The organism is Corynebacterium sp. c8Ua_99 (assembly GCF_039907185.1).
Lineage (GTDB): Bacteria > Actinomycetota > Actinomycetes > Mycobacteriales > Mycobacteriaceae > Corynebacterium > Corynebacterium jeikeium_D.
Map to the genome: position 1 here is coordinate 32,239 of NZ_JASBOG010000003.1, position 14,612 is coordinate 46,850.

Genomic DNA, 14,612 nt, shown 5'->3' on the forward strand with positions numbered 1-14,612 from the left:
ATAGAGTTCATCCCCTATCTCCGCTGCTCAAAAGCTTCGCCACAATCGCTGCGGTGATTGCATTCGCAGTCGCGAATCAGTGGCAGTTGGCCGTTGCTGTCGTGACTCAGCTCTACGACTGGGCATGGCTCGGTCTCCTTGTCGGTACCGGTGCGGTCGCCATAATTATTGGTCTGATTGCATTTTTCTCGTGGCTATCCTGGCGGTATACGTTCTACGAACTCACCGACGATGAGGTTCGCTACGGCTCCGGATGGCTACTGCGTTCTCGACGCGCGGCACGGCTCGACCGCGTGCAGGCGGTGGATATCAACCAACCATTGTTGGCGCGCATTTTCGGGCTCGCCGAAATTGTCATTGAAACAGCCGGCGGCTCCGATTCACACTTCACAATCAAATACCTCACTCCCCCGCAGTGCGAACAGTTCCGCGCCGACGTGCTGGGTGAGGTAGAAAAGCTGGACACCGAACTGGCGCATTCGCTTTACGACGGTGACAGCTCCACCGCGCCCCTCGACTCCGGCGCTCACATGTCCTCTCGCATGCCCGAAGCGAAGACCATCTTTGGCCCGGTCGATGTCGGACGGCTGATTGCATCCGTGGCCATTGGACCCGGTCTTTTCGTCGGCATAGCTCTCATCCTCCTCGCCGTTGTCTCTGCGCTGTTTACCGACCTCATCGTAGAAATCCTCAGCGGAGTAACCATCACTACTCTGATTGTGATTGGCAGTTTCGCTGTCGGCCTTTTCGGGGTACTAAATCAGTCGTGGGATTTCACGCTGAAGGTATCGTCGGAAAGCAGGCGTCTGGCGATTACCGCCGGACTGTTGTCGACGCGCGCTCAGACCATTCCCATTGATCGCATTCATGGGTTTAAAGTGGTGCAACCGCTCTGGTGGCGTCCGTGGAGATGGTCCCGTGCGGATGTCTCGGTGGCGGGCTATGGCCTGGACAGCACACAGTCGAACAACACACTGGTGCCAGTGGCACCGGCACCGGAGACGGACGCGATTGTCGATTACCTGATGACTGAGATTGCGGGACCGTCCTCCGCGGATGACCTGTTGGGCTCCTGGCAGACTCCACGCACGGCGTGGTGGCTCAGCCCAATTGACTGGAAATTCCAAAAGGTGCAGGCCACGCGGCGGGGGCTGTTAGTGACCAAGGGGCGGTTCTGGCATACGCGGTTCATAGTCCCTTGGCAGCGCATCCAGGGGCATACACTAACCATTTCTCCGCTGAAGAAAGCGGCGGGAGTGGCAAACGTGCGAATCGACATGGTGCCGGGAGCGGTCACTCCGGTGGCAACGGAGTTGAAGTTGGATGATGCGTACCAGCTCACCGCGCTGATTCAGGAACACAAGGCTGTTTAGAATGCTGTTTAATGAGGTCTCCCAGGACGGCCGTCTCGCGCGGTCTTGTGGGATCTCGCAGGAAAACTCTCTCTGCAGGCTAGTGGCATAGTCATTACGCTGGGATGCATGACTATCGCCAAGGAAGATTACGAGTGGTACCGCAGCGCGGTGTTCTATGAGGTGCTCGTCCGGGCCTTCTTCGACTCCGACAACAACGGCTCCGGCGACCTCAAAGGGCTGACGGAGAAGCTCGATTATCTGCAATGGCTGGGCGTTGACTGCCTCTGGCTGCCGCCTTTCTACGACTCCCCGCTGCGCGACGGCGGTTACGATATCCGCGACTTCCGCGCCGTGCTCGACGAGTTTGGCACGGTCGAGGATTTTAAGGTGCTTCTCGACGAGGCCCATGCGCGCGGTATCCGCGTTATTACTGACCTGGTGATGAACCACACCTCCGATACCCATGAGTGGTTTCAGCAGTCGCGCACTGATCCGGATGGCCCCTACGGCGACTTTTATGTCTGGACTGATGACCCGGACACTTACTCGGGCGCACGCATTATCTTTGTCGATACCGAGGATTCCAACTGGACCTATGACCCGGTGCGTGGCCAGTACTACTGGCACCGTTTCTTCTCCCACCAGCCGGATTTGAACTATGACAATCCGGCGGTGCAGGAAGCGATGCTCGATGTGCTGCGCTTCTGGTCCGATCTCGGCATCGATGGCTTCCGCCTCGACGCTGTTCCCTACCTCTTCGAACGCGAAGGTACTAACTGCGAGAATCTGCCCGAGACCCACGCTTTTCTGAAGCGCTGCCGCAAGGTCATGGATGAGGAATACCCGGGTCGCGTCCTGCTGGCGGAGGCCAACCAGTGGCCCTCCGATGTGGTGGAATACTTCGGCGACCCGGAGGTCGGTGGCGACGAATGCCACATGGCTTTCCACTTCCCACTCATGCCACGCATTTTCATGGCGGTGCGCAAGCAGTCCCGCTTCCCCATCTCGGAGATCCTGGAGTCCACGCCAGAGATTCCGTCTTCGGCTCAGTGGGGCATTTTCCTGCGCAACCACGATGAGCTGACGCTGGAAATGGTCACCGATGCCGAGCGCGACTACATGTACGCCGAGTATGCGCACGATCCGCGGATGAAGGCCAACATCGGCATTCGCCGTCGTCTAGCGCCACTGCTGCAAAATGACCGCACACAGCTCGAGCTTTTCAATGCCCTGCTACTCTCCCTGCCGGGTTCGCCGGTGCTCTACTACGGGGACGAAATTGGTATGGGCGACAACATTTGGCTCGGTGACCGCGATGGCGTGCGCACACCGATGCAGTGGTCACCCGACCGCAACGCCGGGTTCTCCAAGGCCGACCCTGGTCGGCTCTATCTGCCGACCATTCAGGATGCGACCTACGGTTACCAGGCGGTCAATGTCGAGAACCAAGCGAGCTACTCCAATTCGCTGTTGAATTGGGTGCGTCGACTGATTCAGGTCCGCAAGCGCTATGAGGCTTTTGGCCTCGGTGATTTCCGCGAGCTGAATAGCGATACCGCCTCTGTTCTGACCTATCTGCGCACATACGGCGACGAAGTGCTGCTGTGCGTCAACAACCTGTCCTCTTACCCCGCGGCCGTCTCGCTGGATCTGTCCGAGTTCGCCGGCGCCACCCCGGTAGAGCTCACGGGTTCGGTTCCCTTCCCCACAATTGGCACTGATCCCTACCAGATCACGCTTCCTGGTCACGGTTTCTACTGGTTCGAAATCCAGTTGCCGCCAGAGACAAACCTCGAATCGAGCGCCTCCATGTCGGCGCCGACAATCCCGGTTGCGCAGGCGATATCGGACGCGCCGGTGACGTCATCACGCGAGCACTCAGGCACCGCCGCCGATGCCGCAGCCGATGCCGTCACAAACGCCGATAATAAAGAGTGATCTTTTAAGTCCCGAAAGGCGAACGAACTGAAATGACTATTCCCACCGCCGATTTCATTGCCGAAGAGCTGGCAGACACACTGGTCAAGATGCGCTTTTTCGCTGACAAGGTCTCTGACATCGACCACGTCGAGATCCTCGCGCTTGACCCCGTACTGCGCGACAATCCCGACAGTCCCGATGTCGATATCGCATTGGTGAGGGTGCACACCGCGCATTCCGCACCGACCTATCAGCTGCCCATCGCTTGGGCGGAGGACGTCCCCGATGGCCACGAGCAGTCCCTGCTGGTTCGCGCGGAGGGCATCGTCGGCTACGACGCTCTGATTGATTCGGATGCCATCACAGCACTCGGCCAGAAGCTTTCCGACGAAGGCAAGCTCGGCCGCATGGAACTGCGACGTGTGCCGGGCTCTGAGCAGCTCCGACCGAAATCCGGCCGCCCCATGGGAGTCGAGCAGTCGAACACCTCGGTCATTTTCGACGACCGCGTGATGTGCAAGTTCTTCCGTCGCCTCTACCCCGGTACTAATGCCGATGTGGAGCTGCTGGCCGCACTGGCCCAGGCGGATTGCAAGTTCGTCCCTGAGCTCTACTCCTGGGTGGAGACCACCATTGGCGAAGACACCTACACCACCGCCATGCTGCAGGAATTCGCACCGAACTCAGTCGATGGCTGGGAGTTGGCTCTTGGCGCAGTGCGCGATGCCATCCGCGACAGTCAGACCCCGCTGGAAGATTTGGGCACCGACTTTACATCCGAAGCGCGTGCGCTCGGCGAAGCAGTGGCCTCGGTACACAGCAGCCTCGCTGCCGCTGTCGCGGTAAAGAAGCGTCTGGCCGGTGCGGAGCTGGTAGCCCCACTGCGAGCTCGACTGGACTTCGTCGCTGGTGTGGTGCCACAAATTGCTGAGGTCAAGGATAAAGCGCAGGCTATCTTCGATCGCGCGGAGGCTGCGGTTCCCGAAGGTGGTGCCGTCGTCCAGCGAATCCACGGTGATCTGCACTTGGGGCAGGTATTGCGCACGCCGAGCTCTTGGCGCTTGATTGACTTCGAGGGCGAGCCGTCGCGCCCGTGGGAGGAGCGCCGTCTGCCGGATCACCGCCTACGCGATATCGCCGGCATGATTCGCTCCTTCGATTACGCCGCTCATTACCCGCTGCTGACCGGACGTGAAGACACCGAGGCAGCTACCGAGCGTGTTGAGCAGTGGGCTCGCCGCAATATCGATGCGTTCTTGGAGGGCTATGGCGATGCCAGTGACCCGGCGCTACTGGAGGCCTTTGTACTGGATAAGGCCATCTACGAGTGCCTTTACGAAGCGCAGAACCGCCCCAACTGGCTGCCGCTGCCGCTTGGTGCTGTGCGCTCGCTGTTAGGATAGGGCTTTTGTCGCAGTAATTTCATCGCGGGAGTGATCCTCCCGCAAGATAGAGGTCTTTCGTGCGTCTGCTCAGCAGAATCCTGTCCACTACACGAGTGCTCTGGCCTTTCTATATCGGGGTCATCATCTGTTCGCTGGCCACCGCCGCCGCGTCGTTGATTAGCCCCTTCCTCATCCGCGATGCCACCGACGCCATCGTCGGCGCGGTGTCCAGCGATGAAGGCTTGAGCCAGGCGGCGATGTCCGATACCACTCGCACGGTAATCTGGCTGGTCATCGGGCTGCTAATCGCAGATCTGACGCAAACCATCGTGCATAACATCGGTGGTTACCTGGGCGATGTGATGACTGCGCGCATGCGCGAGATTCTGTCGACCCGCTACTATGCAAAGCTGCTGTCGCTGCCGCAACGCTATTTCGACAGTCAGGTCACCGGCACAATTATCGCCCGCCTGGAACGCTCGATTAGCAATATCACGCAGTTCCTCCAGGCGTTTTCCAACAACTTCTTCCCGATGCTGTTGACCGTCGGCGCGGTACTGGGCATCACTGCCTGGCACTACTGGCCCCTGGCGGTGCTATTGATTATCGTTTTCCCGGTCTACACCCTGCTGACCGCGCTGACCTCGAAGCGCTGGCAGAAGATTGAAGCGAAAAAGAACGAACAAATCGATATCGCCGGTGGCCGTTTTGCCGAGGTCATCGGCCAAGTCAAGGTTGTCCGCTCCTTCACTGCGGAGCTGCGCGAAATCGCTTTCTTTGGTTCCCGCTTCCGCCGCACCATCTCCCTGACCCGCGATCAGTCAACGTGGTGGCACCGCATGGATGCCCTTCGCGGGGGCATTTTGAACATCATCTTCGCAGGCATCTACCTGCTGCTTTTCCTGCGTACGCTGTCGGGAGAATTCTCCATCGGCACCATGGTCATGCTCATTCAGCTGATTAACATGGCGCGCCAACCAGTGACCATGATGAGCTTCCTGGTCGACGCTGCCCAGCGCGCAGTCGCTGGTTCGCGCGATTACTTCAAGGTCATGGAGCTTACTCCAGAGACCCGCACGCAGCCGGAGCTGCTCAGTGCAGCGACCGCGAATAACGGCGACTTCGACTCCGCGTCCGTTGGTTCCACCGCAGACGCAGAGTCCGTCGACAGCGCCCACCGTTCCTCCCTGGAACGCGCAGCCGAACAGGAGGCAATTGGCGCTCCCATTGTCGACTTCGACGCAGTGGATTTTGCCTACGAAGAGGACAAGACGGTGCTCTCCAATGTCAGCTTCCGGGCGTACTCGGGCCAGAAAATCGCCCTGGTCGGCGAGTCGGGTGGCGGCAAGTCCACCATCGTCAACTTGCTGCTCGGCTTCTACGCCCCGACCGCAGGCCGCTTGAGCGTGCTGGGTTCGGATGTCTCCGAGGTTTCCGGTTCCACTCTGCGTGCTGGCTCTGCCGTCGTGTTCCAGGACTCGTCACTGTTCTCCGGCACGATTCGGGAGAACATCGCCTACGGCAAACCCAACGCCACCGACGAAGAAATCATTGCCGCCGCGAAGAAGGCCAACGCCGACGACTTCATCCGCAGCTTCGCCGACGGCTACGACACCACTATCGGCGAGCGAGGTCTGAAGCTCTCGGGTGGCCAGAAGCAGCGCATCGCCATCGCGCGCGCAATTTTGAAGGACGCTCCCCTGCTCATCCTGGACGAAGCCACTTCGGCGCTAGACACCAAGGCAGAACGCGAAGTTCAGCGAGGCTTGGACAAGCTGATGGAGGGACGCACAACGGTTATCATCGCCCACCGCCTGTCCACAATTTCCGATGTGGACACCATCGTTACGCTGCGTGACGGTCACGTCGACGAGGTCGGCGCACCCGCAGAATTGGCGCAGACTGACGGTATCTACGCCGAGTTGCTACGCCTGACGGCTTCGGCCTCGGCGGCGGATCGTCTGCGCCTGAAGAAATACGGCATCAAGGGGTAACGCGCCGTCGTCAAGCATGCAGGAAACGCTTGACGACGGGCACCCCTGCGCCCTTTTACGGACGGGGAACGATGTAGCGGCCAGCGCCCGGAACAATTTCGACGGTAACCGGCATCGGGAACATGAGGTCGCCGTCAGCGTAGGCATTCATCTGGCGTGGCGGGCCGATGTATTCCACGTAAGCCTTCTTGGCGCGGTAGGTGCTGACCTCCCCGATTTTTTCAACGGTGCCGTCGAACACGGACTTGAAGGCCAGGGCGGCCTTGATGCGCCCGGCCTTGCCGATGACAGTGATATCCATCAGTCCGTCGGAGTGGTCTGCGGACGGGCAAATCTTCATCCCACCGCCATAAGAACGGGTGTTACCGAAGGCGGCCAGCGTGATTGGATCTTCGAGAACCCGATTGTCATCGAGCGTGATGCGGAATGGCAGCGAGTGGAAAGCCAAGAACTCGCGGACGATGGCCAGGTTGTAGCGGTTACGGCCATGCGGCCAGGTCATCTGATTGACGCGGTCGGAGACAATCGAGTCGAAGCCGGCACACATGATAGTGCCGAACCAGCGCTGCTCCCCTGCCTCATTGGTGATGCGGCCGAGGTCAGTGGTCGTCCAGAAGCCATCGGCGATAACGTGAGCGGCATCGCGAGCATTGCCACGCGGCAGATTGTATTCGCGACCGTGGTCGTTTCCGGTGCCGGCCGGGATAATACCGAGGGGGATGCCGGTCTGTGCCTGCTCCTGCAGTGCGAGGTTAATCATGCCGTCGCCACCACAGACTGCCAGGGCATCAATTCGGCCGTCAGCGATGACCTCACGAATGAGCTTGCGGGCGTCGTCGGGGTTAGCACCTTGGAGAGCGATGACATCGATGCCGCGATCCGCGAACACCCGGCTCGCCCGGGCAGACGCAATCTGCGAGGCGCCATGACCCGCGTGGGGGTTAGTGACCAGAGCAAGGGTACGAATCTCAGTTGTTCCCAGCGGGTAGTTGAGGTCCTTGTCGTTAGCGTTCATCGAAGAAACACCTACTTTTACGTGGGCTTTTGACCGGTCAATACTGGCCTTTATGGGAGTGCGTTAATGCATCTAACTAAAGCTTACCAAGATTGATTGACATTTTTTGAGAAAACGTAACGTAATACCGCTATAATAAAAGATGTAAAGATGTGCTTCCGCGCAAGTTACATATAATTCCGCAGTTCAGACTCGCAGCACCGATGCCCAAGGAGAAGCTCAGGATGTCTAACAAGCTCACGATTCCGTACCGCATGCGCTGGTGGGGCTGGGGTGTTGACGGCAACGACAAGCCAATCACCACGGCCAGCGAGAAGCTGCTGCAGCGCGAAATCGGTATGTCGTTGGACGCAAACAACCCGCCGCGAAACATCGCCGACGTCACCATTCCCGATAGTCGCCTCAGCGCCGAGGATATCGAAGCCCTGGGCGCTGTTGTCGGCGCGGATGCCGTCGCCACCGACCACGACACCCGAGTCAAGCACGCGGTCGGCCGGTCCTACCCCGACCTGGTTCGCCTTCGCGCAGCCAAGCTCGATGTCGCCCCAGATGCTGTAGTGCTACCGAAAACTGAAAAGCACATCGAAGACCTGTTCAAGGTATGCGCTGAGCGCAAGATTGCAGTCGTCCCCTTCGGTGGTGGCACCTCGGTCGTCGGCGGCGTGGAGGCTGTTGACGGAGGCATGGGTAAGGCCATCGCAGTGTCCATGACCGCCTTTAACAAGATCATCGACATCGACAAAGTCGCTGGCACTGTCACCGCCCAGACCGGCGTTTTCGGCCCCGACCTGGAAAAGGAGCTGTCCAAGGCCGGCTTCACCGCTGGTCACTTCCCGCAGTCCTTCGAGTACTCCACTGTCGGCGGTTGGGTTTCCTGCCGCTCGGCAGGCCAAGAATCCTCTGGTTACGGTCGTATCGACCGCAACGTGATTGGCATGCGCGTCGTCACGCCAGCCGGCACCATGGAATTCCGCGACATGCCGTCGTCGGCATCCGGCCCGAACCCGCGTGAGCTTTTCCTGGGTTCGGAGGGCACCCTGGGCATCATCACGCATGTGACGATTGCCCTGAATCAGCGTCCACAAAAGGAGATGCTCTTCGACACCTACTTCTTCAACTCCTTTGAGGAAGCCGCCGAGGAGCTGCGCAAACTGGAGCAGAGCGGCAATATCCCGCACCTAGCACGCATCTCCGACGAGAAGGAGACGCTGTTCGGCCTCACTCAGCTGGGCTCCGCCAGCATGTCCGAGAAGGTCACAAAGTACCTGAAGCTGCGTGGCATCGACACCCCGTGCATGGTGATTTTTGGCTTTGCGCAGACGGATCCGGTCGGCGCCCGCGTCACCCGTGAGCGCCTGGCCGCTCGCCTGCTGGCCAAGAAGTGCGTCCGCATGGGCTCCATCCCGGGCATGGCTTGGGTTAACCACCGCTTCTCCTCGCCGTACCTGCGCGATGTCATGATGACTCGCCGCGTCGGCGTCGACACCCTGGAAACCGCCACCACCTGGGATAACGCCGCTACACTGCGCCGCGAAATCGCCTCCGCAATGGAAGCCGCTGGCGAGAAGCACGGCACCCCGGTGTACGTCTTCTGCCACATCTCGCACATGTACGAATCCGGCTGCTCGCTGTACTTCACGTACTTCTTCCGCGAGACCGAGGGCGAGATCCTCCAGCAGTGGATGGACATCAAGACCGCGGCGTCGGAGGCCATGATGAACTTTGGCGGCACCATCACGCACCACCATGGCATTGGCCAGGATCACAGCCCGCAGTACTACGAGGAGAACACCGAGTTGTTCGCCAAGGTCATGCGTGCAATTAAGGACGAACTCGACCCTGCTGGCATCCTCAACCCGGGCAAGTTGGCTACCGGTCCGCACTCCTTGGAAGAGCGTTACGACGGCAACATGATTTAACCCTGTTGCCGCCAGCCTCCGCTAGCGAGCTAGACTGACCAGTTCGCTGGCGTAGATTGCCGGTGACGTTGGGCCGTCATAAATAAACAGTGAAACGTAATCGTCAAGGGTAAAAGATTCAAGTGCTGCGGTCATTGTCGCTGTCGCTTCTTCCTGGGATTCCAAGCGAAGATGCCCGGATAGTGGGATGGTCGGCTCAATCGGTGCGATTTCGTCCGTGCGACCGCAAACAGCGTGGCGTTTTAAATACCTAAGCGTGCTTTTCTAGTTACGACCTGTCTGGGGTGGCACGGACTGGAGACAGCAGCAACACATTTGCAGCGATGGTGCAATAGCAGCGAAAGCTCGGTTCATGGACTCAGAGCGGTTGGACGCTGGGTGCATAGCCATCGAGGTGTCTCCTTCCTTGTAATCCCGGGAAATGATTCGCAACTAAGAAAGATCTCTTGAATCAATATCCGTGCCGGTCGTTGATAATGAACAACTTAGTCTATTTCTAAGCGCCTTGCAATGGGGTACGCCCGAAATAGTTCACACTCACTACGCACTCCACAACTTCATCACTTACGCCAGATAGTTTCATCACTATCACCGTCTTCGGGAAAGTCGAGGAAGAAAGACTATGACTGCCACGCACGCTCCTCAGCGCGATCGCTCAGCTGCGGTTTTGAACAAGGCTCGTCGGCAAGCGGACTTGAATCGTCTACGCGAAGAAACCGCTAAGGGCGACATCCCAGATCTGCTGGTCATCGGTGCCGGTATCACTGGTGTCGGCATCGCTTTAGATGCAGCGTCGAGGGGTTTGAAAACCGTTCTCGTCGAATCGAAGGACCTAGCTTTCGGCACCTCTCGTTGGTCATCGAAGCTCGCCCACGGCGGACTGCGCTACCTTGCCAGTGGCAATGTCGGTATCGCTCGCCGCTCAGCTATTGAACGTGGTGCGCTGCTCGACGTCACCGCTCCGCACCTGGTGCATAACCTGCCACAGGTTGTACCGGTGATGGATAACTTTGCACCGTTGACCCGGGTTTTGCCGCGTTTAGGCTTTTTGGCCGGTGACTTTCTGCGCATTATCGCTGGTACCTCCGCCACTACCCTGCCGTTGTCCCGGACTGTCAGTTCCCGCCGAGTCAGCCAGCTTTCGCCGACCGTCCGTAAGCGCGACGTGAAATTCGGCTACGTCAACTACGACGGTCAGCTGCGTGACGACGCACGCTTGGTCACCACTATCGCTCGAACCGCCGCTAGCTACGGTGCAACTATTCTGACCCGGGTGCGCTGCGAGAACGCCTCTGGAACGAGCGCCACACTAATCGACGAGCTCACTGGCGATTCCTTCGAGCTGCCGGCTCACGCTGTGGTCAATGCCACTGGTGTGTGGGCCGCAGACCTAGCGACGAACATCAAGATTCGCCCATCTCGCGGCACGCACCTGGTTCTTGACGCCGCGAAGCTAGGCAACCCTACCGGCTCTCTCACGGTACCGGTTCCTGGTCACACCAACCGTTTCTGTTTTGTCCTTCCCGCAGAGCACAACCGCGTCTACATTGGCCTGACCGATGAGGATGCACCGGGCCCGATTCCGGACGAGCCGGAAGTGCCGGAGGATGACATCGTTTTTCTGCTCGATGTCATCAACCAGGCACTCGAGGTTCCGCTCACTCGTGACGATGTCATCGGTGCTTTCGCCGGCCTGCGTCCGCTCATCGACGCCGGCGAAGCACACACCGCTGACCTCTCCCGCGAGCACGCCTTGTTGGAGGCCCCGAACGGCCTGATTTCCATTACTGGTGGCAAGCTCACCGAGTACCGTCTTATGGCTGAGCAAACCGTGGACAAGGTTGCGGAAAAGCTTGGTGTTTCGCTTGCTCCGTGCTCCACCCGCACCATCCCTGTGCTGGGCTCCGAGCCAGAGGAGCTCGACCGCGCTCGCACTGCCGCCGCTGCTGGCCGTATCCCGATGCCGCTGTTTAATCGCTACGGTGCCGAATCCTTCGAGGTCATCGAATCCTGCCCGCTCGACCGAGCGCTTGACCCGGTAGCGGAGGGTCTCGATGTCACCCGCGCCGAGTTCGCCTGGCATGTGACGCACGAGGGAGCTCTCAGCGTCGACGATATTCTCGATCGCCGCACACGGTTGGGGCTGGTCAAAGCTGATCGCGAAGCTGCCCTGCCAGCTGCTGAGGAGGCACTGAGGCTAGCCTAGCGCTGGCCATTGCCGCGGCTGCTTCTGATGTGGCCGTAGCTACTGGATAAAGCGGGGAGTCTTCGGACTTCCCGCTTTTTCTGTATACACGGAAACTATGAGTGTAAATAACGCTGTCACCTTCCCCTCCCTCGATGAACTCCGCTCCCGCAGGACAGTCAAATGGACCGCATATTCACCGGACGTGCTGCCACTGTGGGTCGCCGAATCCGATGCCACAACCTGTCCTGCCGTCAGTGCCGCAATCGACGAGGCGTGTCAGCGCGAACAATTCGGATACCTCTCGCAGGACATCACCGCGCTTACGACCGCAACCGCGGACTTTTCTGCACAACGCTACGGATGGCGCCCGAACCCCGACAATATCTTTGCCGTCGCTGACGTCGTCCGCGGTGTCACACTCGCGGTTGAACGCTTCACCCGCCCCGATTCCGCAATTGTCGTCCCCACTCCCGCCTACATGCCGTTTTTCCAGGTAGGTCCCGCGCTGGGACGCGAGACAGTGTGCATTCCCACGCTTGCCGACGGCCCGGATCTCGGCGCCCTCGAACGCGCCTTCGCCGACGGTGCCGGTTGCCTGATCTTGTGTAACCCGAATAATCCTCTCGGCTTTACCTACTCCCCCGAAAAACTTCGTGAGATTACTGATTTAGCCGCTCGCTTTGGTGCGCGCGTTATCTCAGACGAGATTCACGGCCCAGTTGTTCTAGATGGCACTCACACTCCAACCGCGTCGGTGTCGGATACCGCGGCGGCCGTGACTATCACGGTGACTGCTACCTCGAAGGGCTGGAATACCGCCGGCCTCAAGTGTGCGCAGATCATCTTTAACGACGAAGATGCCAAAACCTGGCTGGAGCTGCCCTTCATTGTTCGCGAAGGCGCTTCTATTCTTGGTGTCGCCGCGGCCACCGCCGCCTACAGCGATGGCGTGCCCTGGCTGGACAATTTTGTCGATGTCCTGCGCACCAACCGTGAGACTCTGCGAACACGTTTGTCCACTATTGCGCCGCAGGCTCGCTTTACCCCACCGCAAGCATCATTTTTGGCGTGGTTGGACTTGGGTGACGTGCCTGGTGTTGCCAGTGAGGACCCAGCTGCGTGGCTGGTTGAAAACGCCAAAATAGCACTCAACCCCGGCTTCGCATTCGGCGAAGGCGGGGCTGGGCATGTGCGGCTTAACTTTGCGACCTCCCCGGAAATCCTCGGTGAGGCCCTGGACCGTCTTGACGCGGCCCTGCGCTTGTAGTTGACGTTTTAGTTGGTGACAGTGACGCTGCCGTCGGCGTTGACAACAACGTTGGCGGCCAGAGCGCGAGCCAGGTTCATGCGAACGTGCTGGCCCTCACCGTCAGTGCGATCGAGCGGGTAGCCGGATGGGATTGCGGTCTGAGCGAGGACGGAGCTGCGCTGTTCCTCAGTCAGCTGCGGGAAGCGGGTCTCCAGCAAACCTGCGTACCGCTTCGGAACAACAACTGGCTCGTTAGCCGGGCCAACCTGCTTGAAGTCGTAGGTCATGCGTTCGGTGTACTGCTGAACGGCAGCTGCGGTGCTCATGTACGGAGTGTCCTTGGCAACGCAGTTGGCGATGGTGTCGCCACAGCGGTACTCGAGCTCCGTACGCAGCTCATCCATGGCTTCTTCGATGAGTGGGCGGAACTCTGGGTCTGCCCAACGATCAGCTGCGGCCTGGTTGCCCATCATGCGGCCGCCCATAACGTCCAGCGGGTAGTGGACGCCCATGACAAGGCGAGAATGACCAGCCTCGGACGCACGCGCCTGAATCTGCGGTGCAACCTCCGGCAGCATCATGGCCAGCATGGTTGAAGTCCATGCAGCCTTGTTGGTGTGGCCCGACGGGTAGGACGGGGTGGTCGAGTACGGGTCGTCCTGACCTTCGCGGTAGTAGCGCTCGATGCGCTCCGGCGCCACCACAAACGGGCGATCGTAGCCGTAGACGTACTTCTCGAAGAAGGTCGAGCTGACCAGACCGCCGCCGCGAGCAAGGTTGCCGGACAGCAGGGCCTTTACCTTCGGCAGGCGATCCTCGTCGTAGGCATCACGGAAGTGCTGGCCCAGGTTTGCACCGAAAGCAGTGGAAATATTGGCCAGTGGGTCCAGGTAGTCGTCATCAAGAGCGAGTTCCTGTGCCTGCGGGTCATTCTTGGCAGCGTTGTTAATGCGGACGACCGTTTCGAGGTTCTGGTCCATGACCTCTGGGTGGTTCTTCTCCAGCTCCACGAAAGGATGCACAACGTAGAAGTAGAACCAGTTATCGGTGGCGGCATCCGACGGGTACGCGCGTGCAATCTGGTCCGGGCGATACGAGGTTGGCTTCGGCGCATTCGGGTCGGTGTTTTCACCGGAAGATGACGGCAGCGAGATGGAATCCGGGACCTCGAAGCCACCGCCGGGGAGCTTGATTCCCTCTGGAGCTGCCACATTAGCTGGAAGATCAGAAACAGAGTCCAGGCGGTTGCCGTGCTCGGCCAACGGGTTGACCGGAGCTGCCACGGCCGTTGCCGGTGTAAGCCCCATTACAACTGCCATTGCTGCGGTAGCAGCGCCGACGCGAGTACGTGTTGCAGTGCGCTTGTGCGGCTTCAAAGAAGACACTGAAGCATTCCTTTCCAGATTGCTGCGTGGGAGGCACCAGTTGTGAAGTGCTCTATAAGCCAAGGTCTGACAAAATCTTCACTTATGTTAAGCGCACTGTGAGGTTTCGGCGCGTTGAAAAGAAACAAGTTTTCAAAATGCTAGCGCCGATCGTGGGAGCTTTCCCCCTCAGACTCCGGGTTTTCACTGATAAATGCATAAA

General features: G+C 59.4%; 9 protein-coding genes. 7 read left to right on the forward strand and 2 right to left on the reverse strand.

Annotation, left to right across the window (positions count from 1 at the left end; all coding sequences use genetic code 11):
- The first annotated feature begins 53 nt into the window (after nucleotides 1-53).
- From QKE19_RS02685 to QKE19_RS02700, 4 genes are all read left to right on the forward strand, one after another.
- On the forward strand, nucleotides 54-1,373 hold the full coding sequence (locus QKE19_RS02685; protein WP_347890321.1) for a PH domain-containing protein: 1,320 nt from the start codon (nucleotides 54-56) through the stop codon (nucleotides 1,371-1,373).
- A 108-nt stretch (nucleotides 1,374-1,481) separates the two neighbouring features.
- A complete protein-coding gene (gene treS, locus QKE19_RS02690) occupies nucleotides 1,482-3,293 on the forward strand; it encodes a maltose alpha-D-glucosyltransferase (RefSeq protein WP_049170701.1) in 1,812 nt (603 codons plus the stop codon).
- A 32-nt stretch (nucleotides 3,294-3,325) separates the two neighbouring features.
- Nucleotides 3,326-4,678, forward strand: a complete 1,353-nt coding sequence (locus QKE19_RS02695; protein ID WP_049192865.1) for a phosphotransferase — start codon at nucleotides 3,326-3,328, stop codon at nucleotides 4,676-4,678.
- 59 nt (nucleotides 4,679-4,737) lie between these two features.
- Entirely contained in the window at nucleotides 4,738-6,654 is a 1,917-nt protein-coding gene (locus tag QKE19_RS02700; RefSeq protein WP_069359247.1) for an ABC transporter ATP-binding protein, read from the forward strand.
- 55 nt (nucleotides 6,655-6,709) lie between these two features.
- Here QKE19_RS02700 and QKE19_RS02705 read toward each other — a convergent pair whose 3' ends face one another.
- Entirely contained in the window at nucleotides 6,710-7,669 is a 960-nt protein-coding gene (locus QKE19_RS02705) for a diacylglycerol kinase (protein ID WP_049170694.1), read from the reverse strand.
- A gap of 224 nt (nucleotides 7,670-7,893) precedes the next feature.
- Between QKE19_RS02705 and QKE19_RS02710 the strand changes: the two genes are divergently transcribed.
- The 3 genes from QKE19_RS02710 (at nucleotide 7,894) to QKE19_RS02720 (ending at nucleotide 13,043) form a co-directional block, all read left to right on the forward strand.
- Entirely contained in the window at nucleotides 7,894-9,588 is a 1,695-nt protein-coding gene (locus QKE19_RS02710; RefSeq protein WP_083229226.1) for an FAD-binding oxidoreductase, read from the forward strand.
- A gap of 622 nt (nucleotides 9,589-10,210) precedes the next feature.
- On the forward strand, nucleotides 10,211-11,794 hold the full coding sequence (locus tag QKE19_RS02715) for a glycerol-3-phosphate dehydrogenase/oxidase (RefSeq protein WP_201844422.1): 1,584 nt from the start codon (nucleotides 10,211-10,213) through the stop codon (nucleotides 11,792-11,794).
- A 97-nt stretch (nucleotides 11,795-11,891) separates the two neighbouring features.
- The gene (locus QKE19_RS02720; RefSeq protein WP_049192860.1) at nucleotides 11,892-13,043 is read left to right on the forward strand and encodes an aminotransferase class I/II-fold pyridoxal phosphate-dependent enzyme; all 1,152 of its coding nucleotides are present in this window, start codon (nucleotides 11,892-11,894) and stop codon (nucleotides 13,041-13,043) included.
- 8 nt (nucleotides 13,044-13,051) lie between these two features.
- On the opposite strand, the gene QKE19_RS02725 is transcribed toward QKE19_RS02720, so the two are convergent.
- Nucleotides 13,052-14,410, reverse strand: coding sequence for a phosphatase PAP2 family protein (locus QKE19_RS02725; protein WP_048732746.1), 1,359 nt, complete (start codon nucleotides 14,408-14,410; stop codon nucleotides 13,052-13,054).
- Between the last annotated feature and the right edge of the window lie 202 nt (nucleotides 14,411-14,612).

What these genes read in the sequence shown, in the direction of transcription:
- treS (WP_049170701.1), top strand. Translation starts at nt 1,482, where the DNA reads ATGACTATCGCCAAGGAAGATTACGAGTGGTACCGCAGCGCGGTGTTC.
- QKE19_RS02695 (WP_049192865.1), top strand. Translation starts at nt 3,326, where the DNA reads ATGACTATTCCCACCGCCGATTTCATTGCCGAAGAGCTGGCAGACACA.
- QKE19_RS02705 (WP_049170694.1), bottom strand. Translation starts at nt 7,669, where the DNA reads ATGAACGCTAACGACAAGGACCTCAACTACCCGCTGGGAACAACTGAG.
- QKE19_RS02710 (WP_083229226.1), top strand. Translation starts at nt 7,894, where the DNA reads ATGTCTAACAAGCTCACGATTCCGTACCGCATGCGCTGGTGGGGCTGG.
- QKE19_RS02715 (WP_201844422.1), top strand. Translation starts at nt 10,211, where the DNA reads ATGACTGCCACGCACGCTCCTCAGCGCGATCGCTCAGCTGCGGTTTTG.
- QKE19_RS02720 (WP_049192860.1), top strand. Translation starts at nt 11,892, where the DNA reads ATGAGTGTAAATAACGCTGTCACCTTCCCCTCCCTCGATGAACTCCGC.